Here is a 21,052-nt window from a genome sequence, read left to right as displayed (position 1 = left end):
GGGAGATTTCAACGCTCCCCGAATCGGGCACGAGGACGATCCGGAACTCTCGCGGGCGGGAACACGTCAAGTGAGGCAAAGCCCTGCTGCCACAAGGTCGCTTGGGCATTTAGGCTTCAGGGAGCAGCACGGGTTGCCTACGAAGGGGGCACGCGAGGCCCATGAGCGGTGTAATGAAGCGAATGGCGATGATCTTCCGCGCGAAGGCCAACAAGGCCCTCGACAAGGCCGAGGATCCACGCGAGATGCTCGATTACTCGTACCAGAAGCAGCTCGAACTGCTGCAGAAGGTGCGTAGGGGTGTGGCCGATGTGGCGACCTCCCGCAAGCGGCTCGAATTGCAGATGACCGGTCTGCAGCAGCAGTCGGGCAAGCTCGAGGACCAGGGCCGCAAGGCACTGGCGCTCGGTCGCGAGGATCTGGCCCGCGAGGCGCTGATGCGCCGCTCGGGTGTGCAGCAGCAGATCTCGGACCTCGGTACCCAACACCAGAACCTCCAGGCGGAGGAGGAGAAGCTCGTCCTTGCCTCGCAGCGACTGCAGGCCAAGGTCGACGCCTTCCGCACCCGCAAGGAGACGATCAAGGCGACGTACACGGCCGCCGAGGCCCAGGCGCGGATCGGTGGCGCGGTCGCCGGCATCTCCGAGGAGATGGGCGACGTCGGGCTCGCGATCCAGCGGGCCGAGGACAAGACCGCGCAGATGCAGGCCCGTGCGGGCGCGATCGACGAGCTGCTCGCCTCGGGCGCGCTCGACGACCCGACCGGGATGGCGAAGGACGACATCACCGCCGAGCTGGAGCGTTTGTCCAGCACGTCGGATGTGGAACTGGAGCTGGAGCGGATGAAGGCCGAGTTGTCCGGAGGCACCCCGCCGCCGGCGATCGGCCCGGGTCAGCCCCGGCCGCGGTTCGACAAGCAGGGAGAAGGCACATGATCGTGCGGATCGTGGGTGAGGGCCAGCTCGACGTCGCGGAGGAGCATCTCGATGCGCTCAACCGGCTCGACGACGAGCTTCAGGCCGCGCTCGAGGGTGGCGACGCCGCCGCCTTCCGCGCGGGGCTGACGGCGCTTTTGTCCAGGGTCCGCGAACTCGGCGCCCCGGTGCCGGACGACGAGATCGTGCCCTCCGACCTGCTGCTGCCGGCGGAGGACGCGCATGTGGACGAGGTCAGGAAGATGTTGAGTGCGGACGGCCTGATCCCGGGCTGACCGAACCATCGCTCTTCCGTGCTGCGTGTGGGCGGTGTGCCCCGGGGCTTCCGGGACACACCGCTCGCTCACGTGACTGCGCCTACGGCAGCGCCAGCATGCGGTCCAGCGCGACCTTGGCGAACTTCTCGGTCTCCGCGTCCACCCGGATGCGGTTGACCACGGTGCCCTCGACCAGCGACTCCAGGGCCCAGACCAGGTGCGGCAGGTCGATTCGGTTCATCGTCGAGCAGAAGCACACCGTCTTGTCGAGGAAGACGACCTGCTTGTCCGGATGCGCCGCGGCGACTCGGCGGACCAGGTTCAGCTCGGTGCCGATCGCCCACGCGGACCCCGGCTCGGCGGCGTCCAGCGTGTTGATGATGTATTCGGTCGAGCCCACGTAATCGGCGGCGGTGACCACCTCGTGCCGGCACTCCGGGTGGACCAGCACGTTGACCCCGGGGATGCGCTCGCGCACCTCCTCGACGGAGCTCACGTCGAACCGGCCGTGCACCGAGCAGTGCCCGCGCCACAGGATCATCTTCGCCGCCCGCAGCTGCTCGACGGTGAGGCCGCCGTTCGGCTTGTGCGGGTTGTACAGTACGCAGTCGTCCAGGCTCAGCCCCAGCTCCAGCACGGCGGTGTTGCGGCCGAGGTGCTGGTCGGGCAGGAACAGCACCTTCTCGCCCTGCTCGAAAGCCCAGTCCAGGGCCCTCTTGGCGTTGGAGGACGTGCATATCGTGCCGCCGTTGCGGCCGGTGAACGCCTTGATGTCGGCCGAGGAGTTCATGTACGAGACCGGCACGGTCACGTCCGCGATGCCCGCCTCGGCGAGCACGTCCCAGCACTCCTCGACCTGCTCCGAGGTGGCCATGTCGGCCATCGAGCAGCCCGCGGCCAGGTCCGGCAGGATCACCTGCTGCTCGTCGGAGGTGAGGATGTCCGCGCTCTCGGCCATGAAGTGCACACCGCAGAAGACGATGTACGGCGCGTCGGGCCGGGCCGCCGCCTCGCGCGCGAGCTTGAACGAGTCGCCGGTCACGTCGGCGAACTCGATCACCTCGTCGCGCTGGTAGTGGTGACCCAGGATGAAGACCTTGTCGCCGAGCTTCTCCTTGGCCGCGCGCGCCCGCGCCACCAGGTTCGGGTCGGAGGGCGAGGGAAGGTCGCCGGGACACTCGACGCCGCGTTCGCTGCGCGCGTCGGCGGCGCGCCCGAGCATCAGCAAGGCGAGCGGCGTCGGCCGCACCCCCGGCGGCAGGTCCAGATCGTGTGTCGCGGTCACTGCGCGCACCTCTTTTCGTCTACTTGACATTAATCATCCTATCCTGTTCATGTCAGGTTGACGAGAGTGGGGGTGTGCGACCATGAGTAAAACGCGAGGGCCCGAAGCATGATGTGGGAATAGGGCCGAGCCACCATCGGTTGCCGACGGTGGAAGTGGCGTACGAATGTCGAACCACCACGTGGGAGCTTGCAGATGACTGTCCAGGACGAGACCACCAAGACCGGTGGCATCCTCCTCAGCGATGAGGCGGCGGCCAAGGTCAAGACTCTGCTGGAGCAAGAGGGTCGCGACGATCTCGCGCTGCGCGTGGCCGTCCAGCCCGGCGGTTGTTCCGGCATGCGGTACCAGCTGTTCTTCGACGAGCGCTCGCTCGACGGCGATGTCGTGGCCGACTTCAACGGTGTTTCCGTGGTCACGGACCGGATGAGCTCGCCCTACCTGAGCGGCGCCACCATCGACTTCGTCGACACCATCGAGAAGCAGGGCTTCACGATCGACAACCCGAACGCGGCCGGCTCGTGCGCGTGCGGCGACTCGTTCCACTGATCCTGTCGGGACTCGTCCCGAACCACGACGCCGCGTCGGCCCGCAGGGGCCGGCGCGGCGTCGTCGTGTGTGGGTCCGGGGGCGGGTGCGGTCAGCCGGCGGTGAAGGGGTTGCCGCCGGGGGTAACGGTCGCGCCGGTGTCGGCGTCGACGAGCCGGCGGGCGCCCAGCGGTGTGGGAAGCATCACGTCGGCTTTGTTCTCGACGGCCATGTCGGTGCATACGTCGCCGGTCCGGGTGACCTCCACCCGCACGGCCACCGCGTCGGCCGTATCGCTCGCGACCACCAGGCGGTCGCTCTCGCACTGGCCGCCCCACAACCACGCGGTCAGGGCGCGGCCGTCGGGGGCCACCGTGTAGCGGCTGAAGCGGGTGTTCGGCTGCGCCGGGTGATAGGTGTGCGGAGCGGCCCCGGGCAGCACGGGGGAGGACGTCGAGGTGTCGGGGCCCGCGCCGTTGCCGGTGGCGGGCGCGCCGGGTCGGGCCCGGGCGGCGTCGCTCGGGGCGGCGGGCGGGGCGCCGCTCGCCGCGCCGCCGGGGGCGGCCGGTTCGATCTGCGCCGGTGCGCTCGGGTCGGCGGCGCTCGAACGGGGTGACCCCTCGTCGCCGTCGCCCTGCAGCGCCCAGGCACCGCCGCCGATGCCGAGCACCCCGACGATCGCCAGGACGGTGATCAACGGGCGCCGGCGCGCGGTGGGTTCGGGTCGGATGCGGTCATCGGGCTCGCCGTGGATACGCATGGCCCTTGGACGCGCCCGCCGCCGGGGCGGTTCCCGCGGCGGGGCGGGCCGGGACGGTCAGTCGCCGTACTCGGACATGCCCGCCACGAGGGTCGCGCCGTGCGCGGGCACGTCGGTGGCGGGGGCGTGCGAGCCGGCGGGTGCCGCCTTGGCCGGCGTGCGCTCCGGGCCGGGCGTGGTCCACGACGCATCGATGTGACGGCAGTCGCCGCGCAGGTCGTCGAGCGTCTCGGGCTCGGCCTGGGACGGCATCGCGGGCATCACGGGCATCGGGGACATTCCCTGACTCCTCGACTTGACTGATCACCGGGGGATTTCCAGCCTAGTTCGCACGGAGCGTGACGGCACGGTGTACCGATGGGTAGTTTGCGAGGGTCGCCGGAGCGAGGTGGGTTAATGTGTGCGGGTTTCCCCACCCCCTTCCTCGTTCGCACCGTTGCTCGCCGTACTCCACAGGAGAGACGTGCCATGCGTATTGCCGTGACCGGATCGATCGCCACCGATCACCTGATGACGTTCCCGGGTCGCTTCGCCGACCAGCTCGTCTCGGACAAGTTGCACGTGGTCTCGCTTTCCTTCCTCGTCGACAGGCTGGACATCCGACGCGGCGGAGTGGCGCCGAACATCTGCTTCGGCATGGGCTGCCTGGGGTTGTCGCCGATCCTGGTCGGCGCCGCCGGCGCGGACTTCGTCGACTACCGTTCGTGGTTGGACCGACACCAGGTGGACACCGAGTCGGTGCACATCTCGCAGACCCACCACACCGCGCGGTTCGTGTGCACCACCGACGAGGAGCACAACCAGATCGCCTCCTTCTATACGGGGGCGATGAGCGAGGCGCGGGAGATCGAACTGCGGCCGGTGGCCGACCGGGTCGGCGGCCTGGACCTGGTCGTGATCGGCGCCAACGACCCCGAGGCGATGTTGCGCCACAGCGACGAGTGCCGCGAGCGCGGCTACCCGTTCGCGGCCGACCCCTCGCAGCAGTTGGCGCGGATGGACGGGGAGGACATCCGCCGGCTCATCGAGGGCGCGGCGTACCTGCTCACCAACGAGTACGAGAGCGCGCTGATCGTGCAGAAGACGGGATGGTCCGAGGCGGACATCCTGAAGAAGGTCGGCGTACGGGTGACCACCCTCGGCCCCGGCGGCGCCCGGGTGGAGCAGGCCGACGCGGACCCGATCGTGGTGACCTGCCCGGCCGAGGAGGCCAAGGTCGACCCGACGGGCGTCGGCGACGCGTTCCGCGCCGGCTTTCTGTCCGCCATCTCGTGGGGCCTGTCCCTGGAGCGCGCGGCGCAGGTCGGCAACATGCTGGCCACCCTGGTCATCGAGACGGTGGGCACCCAGGAATACTCGCTGCGCCGCGCGCCCTTCCTGAGCCGGCTCGCCGGGGCGTACGGCGACGCGGCCGCGGCCGAGGTCGCGGAGCACCTGCCGCTCTGACGCGAGGACGCCCCTCGGGCGCCGGCCGGGCCGCATCGGCCCGACCGGCGCCACACGCCATGTCGTCGCGGCGCGGATCAGGAACGGCGCCGGACCACGTACGCGCTGCCGCGCTCGCGGGGTTCGGCGCGGACGAACTCGTGGCCGGTCATCTCGCACCAGGCCGGGATGTCCAGCGCCGACGCCTCGTCGTCGGAGAGCACGGTGACCGCCGCGCCCTCCTCGACGTCGAGGATGCGCTTGGCCAGTTCGATCACCGGGATCGGACAGCGCCGGCCCAGCGCGTCGACCACCACGCCCTCCTCGGCGGCGACCGAGGCCGGCGCCGCCGGCGGCTGCGCGACCACCGTGCGCAGCCGGGCCACCAGGCCCGGGAGCAGCGCCAGGAAACGGTCCACCTCGGCCTCGGCCGTGCCGCGCGGCAGCGAGACGCGGATGTTGCCCTGGGACAACACGCCCATCGCCTCCAGGACATGACTGGGCGTCAGCGTCGAGGACGTGCACGAGGACCCGGAGGACACCGCGAACCCCGCCCGGTCCAACTCGGCCAGCAGCGCCTCGCCGTCGACGTACAGGCAGGAGAACGTGACGATGTGCGGGAGCCGCTCGATGGGGTCGCCGACCACCTCGACGTCGGGCACCGTCTCGCGGACCCGGGCCCGGATCCGGTCGATCAGCCCGGACAGGCGCGCGTCCTCCTCGGCCGACTCGGTGCTCGCCGCGCCCAGCGCGACCGCGGCCGCCACGATCGCCGGCACGTTCTCGAAGCCGGGCACGCGCCGCGCCTCGCGCTCGTCGTAGGGCAGCGCCGACACGTAGCGGGTGCCCTTGCGCACCACGAGCAGGCCGACCCCGGCCGGGCCGCCCCACTTGTGCGCGCTCGCGGTCAACACCGACCACCCGTCCGGGACCGGCATTCGGCCCACCGACTGCGCGGCGTCCACGAGCAGCGGCACGCCCGCCGCCCGACACGCCGTCACCACCTCGGCGATCGGCTGTACCGTGCCCACCTCGTGGTTGGCGCTCTGCACACACGCGAGCGCGGTGTCCGAACGCAGCGCCGACGCGAACGCCGACACGTCGAGGCGGCCCGTACGGTCCACCCCCGTCCGGGTGATTTCCGCGCTCGTTCCGCGCTGCTCCGAACGGGCCGCGTGAGCGTCCGCGGTGTGCAGTACGGAGGAGTGTTCGACCGCGCCGAGCACCAGATGGGCACCCACCCGGCGCCGTCCGGCGAGCACGCCGAGCATGCCCAACTGGACCGCCTGTGTCCCGGATGTGGTGAATGACACTTCATCAGGTCGGGTGCCGAGCACGGACGCCACGGTCTCCCGCGCGGCGTCGAGCAGCATCCGCGCCCGTCGGCCGTCGTGATAACCGCGCGCGGGATCGCCCCAGCCCTCGTCGAGCGTGCTCAGGAACGCCGCTTTCGCGGCCGGGTGCAGTGGTTCGGTGGAGGCCGCGTCGAAATACGCCATGGGTCGGACCGTAGCCAATAAGCGAATCCCGGACGCGTTCGGGCCGTTCGCCCGAACGGACGCACCGTCACATCAACCCGGCCCGCCACACCAGACCTCCGCGCGCGACCCGAATAGGGCTGGAGTAGGGTTTGGCCCGCAGAAACATCCATACCTGTCCGCGCAACGGGTCGTCAGGGAAGAAAAGTTCCCCACCCCGACTCGCGCGCGGGCGAGACATTCGGGAAGGCGCTACGTGAGTCCCTACGGCTCCGACCGCTCGCCGCGGCGCTGGATGCGGCGCAGGGTGCCGCAGCTGCTGGCTCTGGGCCTCGTCACCGCGACCGCCACCGGCTGCTCCGTCGATTCCAAGGACCTGCCGAGACTCGGCCTGCCCAACCCTGTCACCGAGCAGGGTCCGCGAGTCCTGTCGCTCTGGCAGGGCGCCTGGATTGCAGCGCTGATCGTCGGGGCCGTGGTGTGGGGGCTCATCCTGTGGAGCGTCGCGTTCCACCGCCGGTCGCGCACCAAGATCGAGATCCCGCCGCAGACGCGATACAACCTCCCCATCGAGGTTTTGTACACGGTCATCCCCGGCATCATGATCGCGGTCTTCTTCTACTTCACCGCGCGTGACGAGACCAAGCTCGAAGAGCTCTCCAAGAACCCCGACAACGTGATCAACGTGGTCGGCGTGCAGTGGAGCTGGTCCTTCAACTACAAGGGCGACCCCGCCGACGGCACGGTCGACGTCTACGAGCAGGGCACGCCCGGCAAGCGGCCGACGCTCTACCTGCCCGTCAAGGAGTCGATCCGGTTCGACCTCACGTCGCCGGACGTCATCCACTCGTTCTGGGTCCCGAACTTCCTGTACAAGAAGGACATCATCCCGGGGCGTACGAACAAGTTCGAGGTCGTTCCGACCAAGAAGGGCACCTACGGCGGCAAGTGCGCCGAACTGTGCGGTGTGGACCACTCGCGCATGCTCTTCGACGTGAAGATCGTGGACAAGGCCGACTACGTCCAGCACCTCAAGGAGCTGGCCGCGAAGGGCCAGACCGGCGAGCTGCGCAGCAAGATCAACGAGCCGGCCCCCGTTGACGCGCACGGGAAGAAGTGACGAGTGACAATCCTCAGTGAGCCACAGACCGTGGCCCCGGACGGGCCGCCCCCGATCCGCCGGAAGCAGCCCGGGAACATCGTCGTCAAGTGGATGACGACCACTGACCACAAGACGATCGGGTCGATGTACCTGATCACCTCCTTCGTCTTCTTCTGCATCGGTGGTGTGCTCGCGCTGCTCATGCGCGCGGAGCTGGCTCGCCCCGGCACGCAGTTCATCTCGAACGAGCAGTTCAACCAGTCGTTCACGATGCACGGCACGATCATGCTGCTGATGTTCGCGACGCCGCTGTTCGCCGGCTTCACGAACTGGATCATGCCGCTGCAGATCGGCGCCCCCGACGTGGCGTTCCCGCGCCTGAACATGTTCGCCTACTGGCTGTACCTGTTCGGCTCGATCATCGCGGTGGCCGGCTTCATCACCCCGCAGGGTGCCGCCGACTTCGGGTGGTTCGCGTACGCGCCGCTGTCCGACGCGGTGCGTTCGCCGGGCATCGGCGGCGACATGTGGATCATGGGTCTGGCGATGTCGGGCTTCGGCACCATCCTCGGTGCCGTCAACTTCATCACCACGATCATCTGCATGCGCGCGCCCGGTCTGACGATGTTCCGCATGTCGATCTTCTGCTGGAACGTCCTGCTGACCTCGGTGCTGGTCCTGATGGCGTTCCCGGTACTCGCCGCCGCGCTGTTCGCGCTGGAGGCGGACCGCAAGTTCGGCACACACGTCTTCGATCCGGCCAACGGCGGACCGATCTTGTGGCAGCACCTCTTCTGGTTCTTCGGCCATCCCGAGGTGTACATCATCGCGCTGCCGTTCTTCGGCATCGTCTCGGAGATCATCCCGGTCTTCGCGCGCAAGCCGATGTTCGGTTACAAGAGCCTGATCGCCGCGACCATCTCGATCGCGGGCCTGTCGGTCACTGTGTGGGCGCACCACATGTTCCCGACCGGCGCGGTCATGCTGCCGTTCTTCTCCTTCATGACGTTCCTCATCGCCGTACCTACCGGCGTGAAGTTCTTCAACTGGATCGGCACCATGTGGCGCGGCTCGTTGTCCTTCGAGACACCGATGTTGTGGACCGTCGGCTTCCTGGTCACCTTCGCCTTCGGTGGCCTCACCGGCGTCATCCTCGCCTCGCCGCCGCTGGACTTCCACGTCTCCGACACCTACTTCGTGGTGGCGCACTTCCACTACGTGGTGTTCGGCACCGTGGTGTTCGCGATGTTCGCGGGCTTCCACTTCTGGTGGCCCAAGTTCACCGGCAAGATGCTCGACGAGCGGCTGGGCAAGATCACCTTCTGGACGCTGTTCATCGGCTTCCACACCACGTTCCTGGTGCAGCACTGGCTGGGTGCCGAGGGCATGGCCCGCCGGTACGCGGACTACCTGGACTCGGAGGGCTTCACCACGCTGAACACGATCTCGACCCTGGGCTCGTTCCTGCTGGGTCTGTCGATCCTGCCGTTCTTCTACAACATCTGGAAGACGCACAAGTACGGCAAGAAGATCACCGTGGACGACCCGTGGGGCTACGGCCGTTCGCTGGAGTGGGCGACCTCCTGCCCGCCGCCGCGGCACAACTTCACGAGCATTCCGCGGATCCGTTCCGAGGCGCCCGCGTTCGACCTCCACCACCCGGAGATCGCCGCGCTGGAGTACCTCACCGACGAGCGTTCCGAGGCATCGCCCGAGCTGGCGAAGGGAGCCGAGAAGTGAAGTTCAACGGTGTCCTGTTCGCCGTCCTGGCCGTGTTCCTGCTGCCCGTGACGATCGTCTACTGGGTGCTCTCCGAGGACCCGACCGGTACCACCGCGTTGTCGCTGACCTTCGGTCTCGCGCTGATGATCGGGTTCTACCTGATCTTCACCGCGCGGCGGATGGACCTGCTCGCGCAGGACAACGAAGAGGGCGAGATCGCCGACGACGCCGGCGAGTTGGGCTTCTTCGCCCCGCACAGCTGGCAGCCGCTGATGCTCGCGCTCGGCTCGGCGCTGCTGTTCCTGGGCGTCATCTTCGGTTGGTGGCTGGCGATGTTCGCCGCACCGATCGTCGCGATCGGCGTCTTCGGCTGGGTCTTCGAGTTCTACCGGGGCGCCGACCAGCGCTACTAGGACCGCCGCCGCGGGCCACCGGTTCGCAACCAACGCAATACGGTTTCGCCACAAGGCCGATCATCCGAAAGGGTGGTCGGCCTTGTGTGATATCTACAAGGGACTCCGACACCCTCGAATGTCACCGATGTGTGACTGTTCGCCGGTTGAAGCAACCTGGACGGGGGGTCGATGCGTCAAATGGGCGCAAGGGAGTACCAGGACGAGGGAGGGACACGCGTGCCCCGGATACACGGAGCATCGCGCACGGGGGCAGCGGGCGGCGGCATACGCCTCTTCGCGGGACTCATGGTGGCGCCGCTCATATTCATCGCAGGCTGCTCGTCCGACGGCGGCAAGACCGAACCCGGCGGTTCCGGAGGTACTTCCGGCGGCACGGGGGGCGGTACGAACAAGAAGGTCGCGGCCGGTCCGGCGACCATCGCGATCACTCCCGCCGACGGCACCAAGAGCGTGGAGACCGACGGCGTCCTCAAGGTCGACGCGACCGGGGGCAAGCTCACGTCGGTGGTGGTGACCGACGCCAAGGGCAAGACCGTGGACGGGCAGATCAGCCCCGACGGCATCGGCTGGAAGCCGACCGCGCCGCTGGCCAACGGCGGGGCCTACACGGTGGCCGCCAAGGCCGCCAACGCGGACGGCGCCGAGGTCACCGCGCAGAGCAAGTTCAACACCAAGTCCGCCGACGACACCTTCGTGGCCGACTTCAACGTCGACTCCGACAGCACCTGGGGCGTCGGCGCCATCATCTCGCTGAAGTTCAACGCGCCGATCAAGGACAAGGCCGCGATCGAGCGCAACCTCAAGGTGGTCAGCGAGCCCGCGGTGCAGGGCTCGTGGTCCTGGCTCAAGGACCTCGACGGCAACGACCGGATCGACTACCGCCCGGAGAAGTACTGGGCGAGCGGTACGAAGGTCAACCTCAAGGCCAACCTGACCGGTGCCAAGGCGGCGCCGGGCGTCTACGGCAAGCAGACCAAGGACATCAAGTTCACCATCGGCCGCTCGCTGGTGGCGACCGCGGACCTGAAGTCCAAGCACATGTCGGTGAAGAAGGACGGCGCCGAGGTGGAGGACCTGCCGATCTCGGCCGGCGGGCCCAACTACCCGACCTGGGGCGGCACGATGGTCGTGCTCGACAAGGTCGACGGCATCACGATGGACTCCGAGACGGTCGGTCTCGGCGACGCCTACAACATGAAGAACGTGCGGCACGCGGTGCACCTGACCGCGTCCGGGACGTACGCGCACGGCGCGCCGTGGAACGACGGCAAGTTCGGGCGCCAGAACGACAGCCACGGCTGCATCGGGCTCAGCGCCTCGAACGCGAAGACCTTCTTCGACCTGGTCGACCAGGGTGACCCGGTGGAGGTCGTGAACAGCACCGACAAGACCGTCAAGGCCGGCAACGGGCTCGGCGGCTGGAACGTGGACTGGGCGACCTGGGTCAAGGGCAGCGCGCTCGGCGGCGCCGGTTCGACGGGGGCTCCCGCCGCCCCGGCCGCGTAGGGCGCGGGATCCGAGGAAGAAGAGAACAGCGAACCGGGCCCGTGATCGGGCCCGACACGGTAGGGCGAACCGCCCGATCGCGCGATCCGACCGGTGGTCGGAATCAGGCGATCGGGCGGTTTGTCCGATTATCCGAATGAATTGGGACCATCCCGGCCACTCTCGATGCGGCAACCGCGCGTGCTCCGCGCTCGCCCCGCACGGCTGGAGGTCTTGCATGATGCGGAATGGAGCTGTTCGCCCCCGGTGGCTCTGCGCGGCCCTCGTGTCGGCGCTTCCCCTGGTGTTCGTCGCCGGCTGCGGGACCTGGGACAAGCAGCGCGACACCGACAAGCCCCGCCCCGACGCGGGCGTCGCCCAGGTGGCGGTGGACGTGCGGCCGGATCGACCCGCGCAGCCGGGCCGGCCGATCGTGGTCAGCGTGCGCGACGGCCGGCTGTACGCGGTGAACCTGGTCGGCCCCGACGGCAAGGTGGTGCCCGGGGGCAACGCGCCCGGCGACGCGACCTGGTCCAACTCCGAGCCGCTGGGCTACGCCACCAGATACACGCTCACCGCGTCCGCGGTGGATGCCTTCGGGCACACCGCGACGCGTACCCAGGACTTCACCACCATCGCCCGGGACGCCGAGTTGACGGTGGACACGGTGGCGCCGGACGCCGATTCGACGGTGGGCGTGGGCATGCCGATCACCGTCACCTTCCACGGGCCGGTCACCGATCCCGCGCAGCGCGCCGAGGTGGAGCGGCACCTGGAGGTGTCCACCTCCGCGCCGGTCGAGGGCGCCTGGGGCTGGGTGGACGACAAGACGGTGCGCTATCGGCCCAGGGCGTACTGGCCGGTCGGTACGAAGGTGGCGGTGCTCACCAGCCTGCTCGGCGTCGACTTCGGGCACGGCGTGTACGGCGGTCCCGGCGGACGGGTCGGCTTCGACGTCGGCGACTCGGTGATCGCCACGGTGGACTCCGGGGCGCACACGATGACGGTCAGGCGCAACGGCACCGACCTCAAGACCGTCCCGGTGACCACCGGCAAGCCCGGCTTCACCACCCGCTCCGGTACCAAGGTCGTGCTCGGCAAGGCGCCGCACGTGCTGATGGACGGCACTACGGTCGGCATCTCGGCGGACAGCAGCGACGGCTACCGGCTCGATGTGGAATGGGCCACCCGGGTGACCTGGAGCGGCGAGTTCGTGCACGCCGCGCCGTGGTCGGTGGGCTCGCAGGGCAGCGACAACGTGAGCCACGGGTGTGTCGGGATGAGCACCGACAACGCCAAGTGGTTCTACGACCAGGTCAAGATCGGCGACGTGGTCACCGTGGTGAACACGGGCGATCCCAAGGCGATGGAGCCGATCGGCAACGGCTACGGCGAGTGGAACCTGGACTGGCCGGACTGGCTGGCCAGGAGCGTCGCGGGAGCGGGGACGACCCGGCCGCTGTGAGGCCGATGTCGGCGCCTTCGCCGCCGCCGTGACCTTCGGGGGCCGCGTCGGCCCGCGAGGCGGCCGGGAAGGGCCCTGTACGGCCGGATGCGGGGCGAACGACGAAGGGCCCCACCGGATATCCCCGGTGGGGCCCTTCGTCGTTCCTGCGCGTCCTACGGGTCGTGCCGATGTGGCGTCAGCAGCCCGGCCCCGGTCGCGTCAGTGGTGACCGTGTCCGCTGGTCAGCTCCTTGTACTCCTCCGCCGTCGGCTTCTCGATCGGCTCGGCGAAGTACCAGTGCGACATCCGCGACCGCAGCTTGTCCGAACGCTTGACCTTGCGGGCCACGCCGTTCTCGTCCTCGGCCGGTTCCAACGCGTACGGCTTCGGCTGCTCGTGCGCGGTCAGGGTGTGCCGCGTCGCCGGGTCCAGCGGTTCGTGGATCTCGATGAACTCGCCGTGCGGGAGCTTCTTGATCACACCGGTCTCGCGACCGTGCAGGACCTTGTCCCGGTCCCGGCGCTGCAGACCCTTGCAGATCCGCACCGTGGCCAGGTAGGCGAGCACCGGGGCGACGAAGAAGGCGACCCGGCCGATCCAGGTGATCGAGTTGATCGACATGTGGAAGTGCGTCGCGATGATGTCGTTGCCACCGCAGACCCACAACACGCCGTAGCAGGTGATCCAGGCGACACCCAGACCGGTGCGCACCGGCATGTTGCGCGGGCGGTCCAGGAGGTGGTGCTCACGCTTGTCGCCGGTGATCCAGCCTTCGATCCACGGGTACATCGCCATGAACGTGAACAACACACCGGGCAGGATCAGGGACGGGATCAGCACGTTGAAGCTGAACGTGTGGCCCCAGACGTTCCACTCCCAGTTCGGCATCAGGCGCAGGGATCCCTCGAGGAATCCGATGTACCAGTCGGGCTGGGAGCCCGCCGTGATCTGTCCCGGGTTGTATGGACCGTAGGACCAGATCGGGTTGATCTGCACCAGGCCGCCGAGCGCGGCGGTGATGCCGAACACGATGAAGAAGAAGCCACCGGCCTTGGCCGCGTAGACCGGCAGCAGCGGCAGGCCCACGACGTTCTTCTCGGTCTTGCCCGGGCCGGGGAACTGGGTGTGCTTCTGGTAGAAGACCAGGATCAGGTGGACGGTCACCAGACCGACCATGATCGCCGGGATCAGCAGCACATGGATCGTGAACAGGCGCGGGACGATGTCCTCGCCCGGGAACTCCCCGCCGAACAGGAAGAACTGCACGTAGGTGCCGACCAGCGGGATCGCCAGGACGACGCCCTCGGCGATGCGCAGACCGGTACCGGAGAGCAGGTCGTCGGGCAGCGAGTAGCCGGTGAAGCCGTTGACCATGGCCAGCACGAGCAGCAGGAAGCCGAACAGCCAGTTTATTTCGCGCGGCTTGCGGAACGCCCCGGTGAAGAAGATCCGGAACATGTGCACGAACAGCGACGACACGAAGATCAGCGCCGCCCAGTGGTGGATCTGACGCATCGCCAGACCACCGCGGATGTCGAAGCTGATGTCCAGCGTCGAGGCGTACGCCTGCGACATGTGGATGCCCTGCAGCGGCACGTAGGAGCCGTCGTAGACGACCTCCTGCATGCTCGGCTTGAAGAACAGCGTGAGGAACACGCCGGTCAGCAGCAGCACGATGAAGCTGTACAGCGCCACTTCACCGAGCATGAAGGACCAGTGGTCCGGAAAGACCTTGCGCAGGTTCTTCTTGGCCGCGCCGTAGATGCCCAGCCGGCTGTCCAGCGCGTCGGCCGCGCGAACGGCCGCGTTGTCCGGGATCGGGGTGCTCTTGTTGGCCCCGCCCTTGGGTTGTTCGCTCGACATCAGCCACGCTCCCAGAAGCTCGCGCCGACCGGTTCGGCGAAGTCCTGCGACGCGGCGAGGTTACCCGCCTCGTTCACATGGATCTTCAACTGCGGCAGCGAGCGAGCGGCCGGGCCGAACACGACCTTGCCGTCGTCCGCCAGGTCGAAGGTGGACTGGTGGCACGGGCACAGCAGGTGGTGCGTCTGCTGCTCGTACAGGCCGATCGGGCAACCCACGTGGGTGCAGATCTTCGAGTACGCCACGATGCCCTCGTGGCCCCAGGCCAGTTCCTTCTTGGACTTGATGTCCTTCGGCTCCAACCGGACCAGCAGGACCGCGGACATGCCCGCCTTCTCCAGCCAGCCGTGCGAGAGCTCCTCCTTCTGACCGGCCGGGCCGTACTTCTCGACCAGACCCTCGGGAAGCGCCATGGTGAGCGAGCCCTTGACGATGTCGTCCGGCTTGATCGGCAGGCCGGTCGCCTCGTTGATCAGCTCCTTGCCCGGCTTCCACTCGGTGTGCCGGAGCTTGGTGCCCGGCAGCGGGCCGAGGTCGCGCAGCAGCACCACGCCGGACAGCGGCACCAGGGCCATCGCGCCGATCATCGTGCGCCGGATCAGCGGCCGACGGCCGATCACCGAGTCGGAGGCACCCTGGGTGAACTCGCGGATCGCGTACTCGCGCGTCTCCGGGTCCGAGGTGAACTCGTGGCGCTCCTGGACGATCTCCTCGTCCGTCATCAGCGTGCGCGCCCAGTGGATCGCGCCGGCGCCGATGCAGAACAGCGCGATGCCGAGGGTGCCGCCGAGGGCGGCGTTCTGGGCGCCGATCTTCCCGAAGAAGAAGATGTCGATGATGCGGTCTTTGTCGATGCCGACGTACGACCAGATGAAGCCGATCGTGGCCAGCATCGAGATCACGAAGAGGAACGCGACCTGACGCTCGGCGCGATTGGCCGCCTTCTCGTCGATGTCGGTACGGCGCGGCTCGTGGGCCGGCAGGCCGGGGTCGGCGAACGGGTCGCTTTCCGCCGGAACATGTGCCGAGGCGGGAACCTCGGGCAGGTGCTCTTCGGGCACTTCGGATTTGTCCTGGCTACTCATTTGGTCCTGGCCTTGGGGGTCCGGGCGGCAATCCAGATCGCACAGCCGATCAGCAGGCCGAGCGCGATGATCCAGCCGAAGAGGCCCTCGGAGACCGGGCCGAGGCGGCCGAGACCGAGACCGCCGGGGTTCGGCTCCTTGTGCGTCGTCTCACGCACGTAGGTGACGATGTCCTTCTTCTGCTGCTCGGGCATCGTGCTGTCCGGGAACGAAGGCATGTTCTGCGGGCCGGTGAGCATGGCCTCGTAGATGTGCTTCGGGTCCACGTTCTTCAGCGGCGGTGCGAACTTGCCCTGGGTCAGGGCGCCGCCCTCGCCGGAGAAGTTGTGGCACTGCGAGCAGTTCGTGCGGAACAGCTCGGCGCCGTTGACGATGTTGCCGTCGGGCGCGTACATGTTCGCCGTCGGGATCTTGGGCCCGACGCCGAGGGAGGCCACGTACGCGGAGAGCTGTTCGATCTGCGCCGGGGTGTAGACCTCGGGCTTGCGCGGTGCCTGGGCACCGGGCTGCTGGAGGGGCATCCGGCCGGTCGACACCTGGAAGTCGACGGCGGCCGCGCCGACGCCGACCAGAGGGGGACCGTCCGAGGAGCCCTGGGCGTCGAGCCCGTGGCAGGTCGAACATCCGCTCAGGTAGAGCTTCTTGCCCGCTTCGACCGCGATGGAGGCAGAGTCGTCGGCCTCCGCCTTCTTGGCGGGCGCGAACGCGGCGTACAGCCCCCCCGTGGCCGCGAGCGCAAAAATGAGTACGACGATCGCCGCCAAGGGGTGGCGTCGCCGCGCGGAGAGCTTTTTCACGGATAACCCCGGTCCAATGTCGTCTGCGTAGTGAGTGTCGGGACGTCTACCTGATGACGTAGATCGTGAAGAACAGACCGATCCAGACCACGTCGACGAAGTGCCAGTAGTACGAGACGACGATTGCGGCCGTGGCCTGCTCGTGCGTGAACCGTCGGGCCGCGTAGGTGCGTCCGAGGACCAACAGGAAGGCGATCAGACCGCCCGTCACGTGCATGCCGTGGAAGCCGGTGGTCAGGTAGAAGACCGAACCGTAAGCCGACGACGAAAGAGTCGTGCCCTCCTTGACCAGCTCCGTGTACTCCATCACCTGACCGCCGACGAAGACGGCGCCCATGATGAAGGTGATGATGAACCACATGCGGAGCTTCTTGACGTCACCGCGTTCGGCCGCGAAGACGCCGAGCTGACAGGTGAGCGAGGACAACACGAGGATCGTCGTGTTGCCCGTCGAGAACGGGATGTTCAGCTCACTGGCATGCTCGCGCCAGGCGTCCGAGCCGGTGACCGACCGGATCGTGAAATACATCGCGAACAAGGCCGCGAAGAACATCAGCTCCGACGCCAACCAGACGATCGTGCCGATGCTGACCAAGTTGGGACGGTTGAGTGTCCCGTGTGTCCCGTGTGAGGGGGGCCCGGTTTCTAGTGAAGTTGCTGTCGCCACGGCGGCCATTATTGCGGTCGCCGGATCTGCCCACACTTCGGGGGGTAACCCTCGTTGAACGTGTCGGGGTTAGGCTCTGGTTCCGTGAGTGGCTCTGCAGGCGATGCCGGGATGTTCCTGGCACACGCGACCCCCGGGAACGTCCCGCCCGAACTGACCCCCATTCGGCTCCTGACCGGGTGGGTGTTCGAGCCGATCCCGATCCTGGTCGCGATGTTGTTCGGCGGGCTCTATCTGTACGGGGTGCACAAGCTCAGGGCCCGTGGGGACGCGTGGTCGCGGTGGCGCACCTTCTCGTTCCTGGGGTTGGGCCTCGGCACGTTCCTGATCGCGACCGAGTCGGCGCTGGCTGCCTACGACACCGTGTTGTTGAGCGTGCACATGGTGCAGCACATGGTGCTGGCGATGATCACGCCGATCTTCCTGGCGCTGGGCGCGCCGATCACCCTCGCGCTGCGCACCCTGCCGACCAAGTGGCGTAATCGGCTCAATGCCCTCCTGCACAGCAGATTCTCGAAGGTGGTCACCTTCCCGGCCTTCGCCGGCTTCGTCTTCGTGCTCAATCCGTTCGCGCTGTACTTCACGCCCTGGTACGAGCTGACGCTGCGGAACACCTTCATGCACGACATGAATCACGTGCACTTCGTGATCATCGGCTGCATGTGGTTTTGGCCACTGCTCGGGCTCGACCCGATGCCGCGCGCGAGCCATCCGATGCGGTTGCTCGCGGTCTTCGCGACGCTGCCGTTCCACGCCTGGTTGGGCATCGCGATCATGAGCTCGTCCACCGTGCTGGCCGGTGACTGGTACAACGACCTCGGTCGCGACTGGGGCGCGAGTCCGCTGTCCGACCAGGGCACCGCCGGCGGGATCCTGTGGGGCAGCGGCGACATCATCGGACTGCTCGTCTTCCTCGTGTTGTTCGTGCAGTGGGCCAAGGCGTCCGAGCGCGAGGCGGTGCGCGAGGACCGGCGGCTCGATCGACTCGAACTGATCGAGGCCGGGCGCAAGGCTCGCGAGGAGCGGTTGGCGCGCGAGGCGGCGGCGGGCGGCGACGGCGCCGGGAGCGCCGAGGGCGTCGGGGCCGTCGGGGGCGCCGGAAAATCCGTCGCGAAGAGCACTCTTGCGGGTGACTCTGCCCGAACGGAGGACGGCGATTCGGCCGTCCGGGTGGCCCCCGGGGCCGAGCCGAGGTCGGCGGGCGCGGCCGAGTAGCGTCGCGGCATGATCCTCGAACGGTTCCTCCGCCGGCGGCGTGCCGAGCCGGCGCCCGCGCTCGTCGACGACGGCACGCTGGTCGTGGTCGGCTCCTGCTTCGATCCGGCGCGTGCCGACTCGGCGGTGGTCGCGGAGATGCGGGCGGCCGGAGTGGCGGTGGAGACCGGTCCGTTCGTGATGCGGCACCTGGTGACCCTGCCGGACCACGACGCGGTCGCGGAGGCGACCCGGATCCTGGCGGCGGACGGGTGGGCGGTCACGGTCGTGGCGGCCGACGAGCGGCCGCTGCGGGTGCGGATCGCGCGGCAGCAGGTGCTCACCGGCCTCGAACCGGCCCGCGAGCGCACCCGGATGGCGGGGCTGGCGCAGCGGTTGGGCGGGGACGCCGAGGGCTACGAGGTGCTGGCGCGCGGGTGAGTCGGGCGGACCCGGGTGGTCGGACCGGGATCGGGGCGTGACGAGCCCCACATTTGGGCGGGGAAAAGCGCTAACATCCGGGGCGGATCCAAGTTGTCGTCCCGTACCCGGACCCAGGCAGGTGGACATGACGCGCGGCGAGACCATGACCGTCCTTGTGTACAGCGACGACCGCAACACCCGTCGGAAGGTCACCCTCGCGCTCGGGCGCAGGCCCGCCGTCGACGTGCCGTTCGTCGAATACCTGGAGTGCGCCACCGAGCCCGCCGTGATCGAGGCGATGGACAAGGGCGGCGTGGACCTCGTGATCCTGGACGGGGAGACCGCCCCCGCCGGCGGCATGGGTGTGTGCCGGCAGCTCAAGGACGAGATCTACAACTGCCCGCCCGTCCTCACCCTGGTCGGTCGCCCGCAGGACGCGTGGCTGGCCACCTGGTGCCGGGCCGACGCGGTGGTCGCGCATCCGCTGGACCCGCGCACGCTCGCCTCGGCGGCGGCCGACCTGATCCGCGGGCGCATCGCGGGACGTCAGCCGGCCTGACCGCATCGCGGATAACCGTCGGGTGTCGGTGGCCCCGGTCGGTACGCTGGCGCCGACTCATCCGATGACACTGCGGGAGCGGACCATGGGCGCCTCGGCCTCTACGTACCAGAGCGGCGGCAACCCGGCGGCCCGTTCCTGGCGCGACATCCTGGCCTCGCTCATGCGGGGTGACGACCTGCCGGCGGATGCCACGGCGTGGGCGATGGACCACATCATGACCGGCGAGGCCACGCCGGTGCAGGTGGCCGGGTTCGTGATCGCGCTGCGGGCCAAGGGCGAGACCGTGGACGAGGTCTCGGGTCTGGTGCGGGCGATGTACGAGCACGCTTCGACCATCGAGGTGCCCGGCCGCACGGTGGACATCGTCGGCACGGGCGGCGACCTCGCCCGCACGGTGAACATCTCGACCATGTCCGCGATCGTGGTCGCGGGCGCGGGGGAGACCGTGGTCAAGCACGGCAACCGGGCGGCGTCGTCCGCCAGCGGCGCGGCCGACGTGCTCGAAGCGCTCGGCGTGGTGTTGGATCTGACGCCGGAGCAGGTGGCCCGGACGGCCGGGGAGGCGGGCATCACCCTGTGCTTCGCGCAACGTTTCCACCCGTCGCTGCGGCACGCCGCGCAGGCGCGGCGCGAGCTGGGGGTGCCGACCACGTTCAACTTCCTGGGCCCGCTGACCAATCCGGCGCGGGTCCGGCACCACGCGATCGGGGTCGCGGATCTGCGGATGGCGCCGATCGTGGCCGGTGTGCTGGCCGATCGTGGGGCCACCGCGCTGGTCTTCCGCGGTGACGACGGGTTGGACGAGTTGACCGTGACCACCACGTCCCAGGTGTGGATCGTGCGGGACGGCGACGTGCGCGAGGACCGGGTGGATCCGCGTGACCTGGGCATCGCGTTGAACGGGATCGAGACGCTGCGCGGCGGCGACGCGATGTTCAACGCGGGGGTGGCCCGGAAGCTGCTCGCGGGGGAGAAGGGCGCGGTGCGCGACGCGGTGTTGTTGAACTCGGCGGCGGCGCTGGCCGCGCTCGGTCCGGGAGACGGATCATTGACGCAGCAGTTGGCGGCCGGGATCGAGCGGGCGGCGGAGGCGATCGACTCGGGGGCGGCGCAGGCGGCGCTCGATCGATGGGTGGGCGTGACGCGGTCGTTCGCGCGGGGGTAGTCGAAGGCGGATGTGTACGCCGGGTGGGCCGAGGGCGGCCTGCCCGGCGTCGTCGCGTTCGGGCTCCGTCGGGGCGTGGGGGCGGCGTCCAGTATGTGGAACCGGTGGGGTGGTCGTTGCGCGCGGCGATTCCTGCGGTAATAATTCTGCGCAGGTCACGAGTGACAGTGGAAAGCCCCGGCTTGCTGTCCGGCAACCCTCGCTCCGCGGTGGGGTGCCCCGGGTGATGACACGGTCGGGCGTCGTCAGGCGTCCCGGCAAGCGCGGACCCCTGGTGTGGTGGCAGGCAATTGCCCCATGCGAACCGGGTCCTGTACCTGGGGAGCATGTGATGGCGTGAAATCTCTTTCTCGAAACGGGCTGATCGGCCCATTCCGTACGCGCTGAGTCCTCGCGCGTCGCTTTTCCGAGACCACATTTCATCCGGGGATCACTCTGCGCTGTTCTGATGTCGAC

The 21,052-nt window shown here is 68.6% G+C and carries 21 protein-coding genes and 1 riboswitch; of the genes, 13 read left to right on the top strand and 8 right to left on the bottom strand.

The window, feature by feature from the left end; translation table 11 throughout:
• Positions 1-161 precede the first annotated feature (161 nt).
• Complete coding sequence (locus tag ACMXN5_RS09170) at positions 162-935, top strand: PspA/IM30 family protein (RefSeq protein WP_078977522.1); 774 nt, start codon at positions 162-164, stop codon at positions 933-935.
• Complete coding sequence (pspAA, locus tag ACMXN5_RS09165) at positions 932-1,210, top strand: PspA-associated protein PspAA (RefSeq protein WP_439674812.1); 279 nt, start codon at positions 932-934, stop codon at positions 1,208-1,210. The genes ACMXN5_RS09170 and pspAA overlap by 4 nt, the downstream gene beginning before the upstream one ends.
• An 82-nt stretch (positions 1,211-1,292) precedes the next feature.
• Here the strand turns inward: pspAA and nadA are convergent, their stop codons facing one another.
• Positions 1,293-2,507, bottom strand: coding sequence for a quinolinate synthase NadA (gene nadA / locus ACMXN5_RS09160; RefSeq protein WP_395789137.1), 1,215 nt, complete (start codon positions 2,505-2,507; stop codon positions 1,293-1,295).
• Between the two features lie 165 nt (positions 2,508-2,672).
• Between nadA and ACMXN5_RS09155 the strand changes: the two genes are divergently transcribed.
• Complete coding sequence (locus tag ACMXN5_RS09155) at positions 2,673-3,026, top strand: HesB/IscA family protein (RefSeq protein ID WP_020553010.1); 354 nt, start codon at positions 2,673-2,675, stop codon at positions 3,024-3,026.
• A 91-nt stretch (positions 3,027-3,117) separates the two neighbouring features.
• On the opposite strand, the gene ACMXN5_RS09150 is transcribed toward ACMXN5_RS09155, so the two are convergent.
• The gene (locus ACMXN5_RS09150; RefSeq protein WP_439674810.1) at positions 3,118-3,765 is read right to left on the bottom strand and encodes a hypothetical protein; all 648 of its coding nucleotides are present in this window, start codon (positions 3,763-3,765) and stop codon (positions 3,118-3,120) included.
• Positions 3,766-3,822: 57 nt separating this feature from the next.
• The gene (locus ACMXN5_RS09145) at positions 3,823-4,044 is read right to left on the bottom strand and encodes a hypothetical protein (protein WP_078977526.1); all 222 of its coding nucleotides are present in this window, start codon (positions 4,042-4,044) and stop codon (positions 3,823-3,825) included.
• Positions 4,045-4,233: 189 nt separating this feature from the next.
• Here ACMXN5_RS09145 and ACMXN5_RS09140 point away from each other — a divergent pair, with 189 nt between their 5' ends.
• Positions 4,234-5,211: a carbohydrate kinase family protein gene (locus ACMXN5_RS09140; protein ID WP_395789133.1), complete on the top strand. Its 978-nt coding sequence runs from the start codon at positions 4,234-4,236 to the stop codon at positions 5,209-5,211.
• A gap of 77 nt (positions 5,212-5,288) precedes the next feature.
• Here the strand turns inward: ACMXN5_RS09140 and ACMXN5_RS09135 are convergent, their stop codons facing one another.
• A complete protein-coding gene (locus tag ACMXN5_RS09135) occupies positions 5,289-6,689 on the bottom strand; it encodes a cysteine desulfurase/sulfurtransferase TusA family protein (protein ID WP_439674809.1) in 1,401 nt (466 codons plus the stop codon).
• A gap of 235 nt (positions 6,690-6,924) precedes the next feature.
• Here ACMXN5_RS09135 and ctaC point away from each other — a divergent pair, with 235 nt between their 5' ends.
• The 5 genes from ctaC (at position 6,925) to ACMXN5_RS09110 (ending at position 12,858) form a co-directional block, all read left to right on the top strand.
• The gene (gene ctaC / locus ACMXN5_RS09130; protein ID WP_395789129.1) at positions 6,925-7,788 is read left to right on the top strand and encodes an aa3-type cytochrome oxidase subunit II; all 864 of its coding nucleotides are present in this window, start codon (positions 6,925-6,927) and stop codon (positions 7,786-7,788) included.
• A 3-nt stretch (positions 7,789-7,791) separates the two neighbouring features.
• A complete protein-coding gene (gene ctaD / locus ACMXN5_RS09125; protein WP_395789127.1) occupies positions 7,792-9,510 on the top strand; it encodes an aa3-type cytochrome oxidase subunit I in 1,719 nt (572 codons plus the stop codon).
• Positions 9,507-9,905 carry a cytochrome c oxidase subunit 4 gene (locus ACMXN5_RS09120; RefSeq protein ID WP_078977531.1) on the top strand — a complete coding sequence of 133 codons (399 nt, stop codon included), beginning with the start codon at positions 9,507-9,509 and terminating at the stop codon, positions 9,903-9,905. The genes ctaD and ACMXN5_RS09120 overlap by 4 nt, the downstream gene beginning before the upstream one ends.
• A 219-nt stretch (positions 9,906-10,124) precedes the next feature.
• Positions 10,125-11,414 (top strand): Ig-like domain-containing protein, encoded by a 1,290-nt coding sequence (locus ACMXN5_RS09115; RefSeq protein WP_439674807.1) that lies wholly within the window; start codon positions 10,125-10,127, stop codon positions 11,412-11,414.
• Positions 11,415-11,679: 265 nt separating this feature from the next.
• Entirely contained in the window at positions 11,680-12,858 is a 1,179-nt protein-coding gene (locus ACMXN5_RS09110) for an Ig-like domain-containing protein (RefSeq protein ID WP_439674806.1), read from the top strand.
• A 201-nt stretch (positions 12,859-13,059) separates the two neighbouring features.
• On the opposite strand, the gene qcrB is transcribed toward ACMXN5_RS09110, so the two are convergent.
• Genes qcrB through ctaE form a run of 4 tightly spaced genes read right to left on the bottom strand, consistent with a single transcriptional unit; the run spans position 13,060 to position 17,261 of the window.
• Positions 13,060-14,703, bottom strand: coding sequence for a cytochrome bc1 complex cytochrome b subunit (gene qcrB, locus ACMXN5_RS09105; RefSeq protein ID WP_439674804.1), 1,644 nt, complete (start codon positions 14,701-14,703; stop codon positions 13,060-13,062).
• Positions 14,703-15,788, bottom strand: a complete 1,086-nt coding sequence (qcrA, locus tag ACMXN5_RS09100) for a cytochrome bc1 complex Rieske iron-sulfur subunit (protein WP_395789119.1) — start codon at positions 15,786-15,788, stop codon at positions 14,703-14,705. The genes qcrB and qcrA overlap by 1 nt, the downstream gene beginning before the upstream one ends.
• Entirely contained in the window at positions 15,785-16,585 is an 801-nt protein-coding gene (gene qcrC / locus ACMXN5_RS09095; protein ID WP_439674803.1) for a cytochrome bc1 complex diheme cytochrome c subunit, read from the bottom strand. Before qcrC ends, qcrA begins: the two co-directional genes overlap by 4 nt.
• A gap of 46 nt (positions 16,586-16,631) precedes the next feature.
• Entirely contained in the window at positions 16,632-17,261 is a 630-nt protein-coding gene (gene ctaE / locus ACMXN5_RS09090) for an aa3-type cytochrome oxidase subunit III (protein ID WP_126638353.1), read from the bottom strand.
• Between the two features lie 75 nt (positions 17,262-17,336).
• On the opposite strand from ctaE, the gene ACMXN5_RS09085 reads away from it, so the two are divergent.
• The 4 genes from ACMXN5_RS09085 to trpD all read left to right on the top strand — a co-directional run bounded on the left by ACMXN5_RS09085 (position 17,337) and on the right by trpD (position 20,596).
• On the top strand, positions 17,337-18,467 hold the full coding sequence (locus ACMXN5_RS09085; protein WP_439674801.1) for a cytochrome c oxidase assembly protein: 1,131 nt from the start codon (positions 17,337-17,339) through the stop codon (positions 18,465-18,467).
• Positions 18,468-18,476: 9 nt separating this feature from the next.
• Complete coding sequence (locus ACMXN5_RS09080; RefSeq protein ID WP_439674800.1) at positions 18,477-18,887, top strand: hypothetical protein; 411 nt, start codon at positions 18,477-18,479, stop codon at positions 18,885-18,887.
• Positions 18,888-19,014: 127 nt separating this feature from the next.
• A complete protein-coding gene (locus ACMXN5_RS09075) occupies positions 19,015-19,428 on the top strand; it encodes a response regulator transcription factor (protein ID WP_078977539.1) in 414 nt (137 codons plus the stop codon).
• An 85-nt stretch (positions 19,429-19,513) separates the two neighbouring features.
• Entirely contained in the window at positions 19,514-20,596 is a 1,083-nt protein-coding gene (gene trpD / locus ACMXN5_RS09070; protein ID WP_380032854.1) for an anthranilate phosphoribosyltransferase, read from the top strand.
• A gap of 153 nt (positions 20,597-20,749) precedes the next feature.
• Positions 20,750-20,866, top strand: a riboswitch (SAM riboswitch).
• Positions 20,867-21,052: the final 186 nt, after the last annotated feature.

The sequence above is a fragment of the Embleya australiensis genome, from assembly GCF_051903075.1.
Lineage (GTDB): Bacteria > Actinomycetota > Actinomycetes > Streptomycetales > Streptomycetaceae > Embleya.
The sequence above is the reverse complement of the archived record's forward strand: the minus strand, read 5'-3'. Positions and strand labels throughout refer to the sequence as shown.

What these genes read in the sequence shown, in the direction of transcription:
- nadA (WP_395789137.1), bottom strand. Translation starts at nt 2,507, where the DNA reads ATGTCAAGTAGACGAAAAGAGGTGCGCGCAGTGACCGCGACACACGAT.
- ACMXN5_RS09080 (WP_439674800.1), top strand. Translation starts at nt 18,477, where the DNA reads ATGATCCTCGAACGGTTCCTCCGCCGGCGGCGTGCCGAGCCGGCGCCC.
- ACMXN5_RS09170 (WP_078977522.1), top strand. Translation starts at nt 162, where the DNA reads ATGAGCGGTGTAATGAAGCGAATGGCGATGATCTTCCGCGCGAAGGCC.
- ACMXN5_RS09150 (WP_439674810.1), bottom strand. Translation starts at nt 3,765, where the DNA reads ATGCGTATCCACGGCGAGCCCGATGACCGCATCCGACCCGAACCCACC.
- trpD (WP_380032854.1), top strand. Translation starts at nt 19,514, where the DNA reads ATGGGCGCCTCGGCCTCTACGTACCAGAGCGGCGGCAACCCGGCGGCC.
- ACMXN5_RS09155 (WP_020553010.1), top strand. Translation starts at nt 2,673, where the DNA reads ATGACTGTCCAGGACGAGACCACCAAGACCGGTGGCATCCTCCTCAGC.
- qcrA (WP_395789119.1), bottom strand. Translation starts at nt 15,788, where the DNA reads ATGAGTAGCCAGGACAAATCCGAAGTGCCCGAAGAGCACCTGCCCGAG.
- pspAA (WP_439674812.1), top strand. Translation starts at nt 932, where the DNA reads ATGATCGTGCGGATCGTGGGTGAGGGCCAGCTCGACGTCGCGGAGGAG.
- ctaE (WP_126638353.1), bottom strand. Translation starts at nt 17,261, where the DNA reads ATGGCCGCCGTGGCGACAGCAACTTCACTAGAAACCGGGCCCCCCTCA.
- ACMXN5_RS09075 (WP_078977539.1), top strand. Translation starts at nt 19,015, where the DNA reads ATGACGCGCGGCGAGACCATGACCGTCCTTGTGTACAGCGACGACCGC.
- qcrB (WP_439674804.1), bottom strand. Translation starts at nt 14,703, where the DNA reads ATGTCGAGCGAACAACCCAAGGGCGGGGCCAACAAGAGCACCCCGATC.
- ACMXN5_RS09135 (WP_439674809.1), bottom strand. Translation starts at nt 6,689, where the DNA reads ATGGCGTATTTCGACGCGGCCTCCACCGAACCACTGCACCCGGCCGCG.
- ACMXN5_RS09140 (WP_395789133.1), top strand. Translation starts at nt 4,234, where the DNA reads ATGCGTATTGCCGTGACCGGATCGATCGCCACCGATCACCTGATGACG.
- ACMXN5_RS09145 (WP_078977526.1), bottom strand. Translation starts at nt 4,044, where the DNA reads ATGTCCCCGATGCCCGTGATGCCCGCGATGCCGTCCCAGGCCGAGCCC.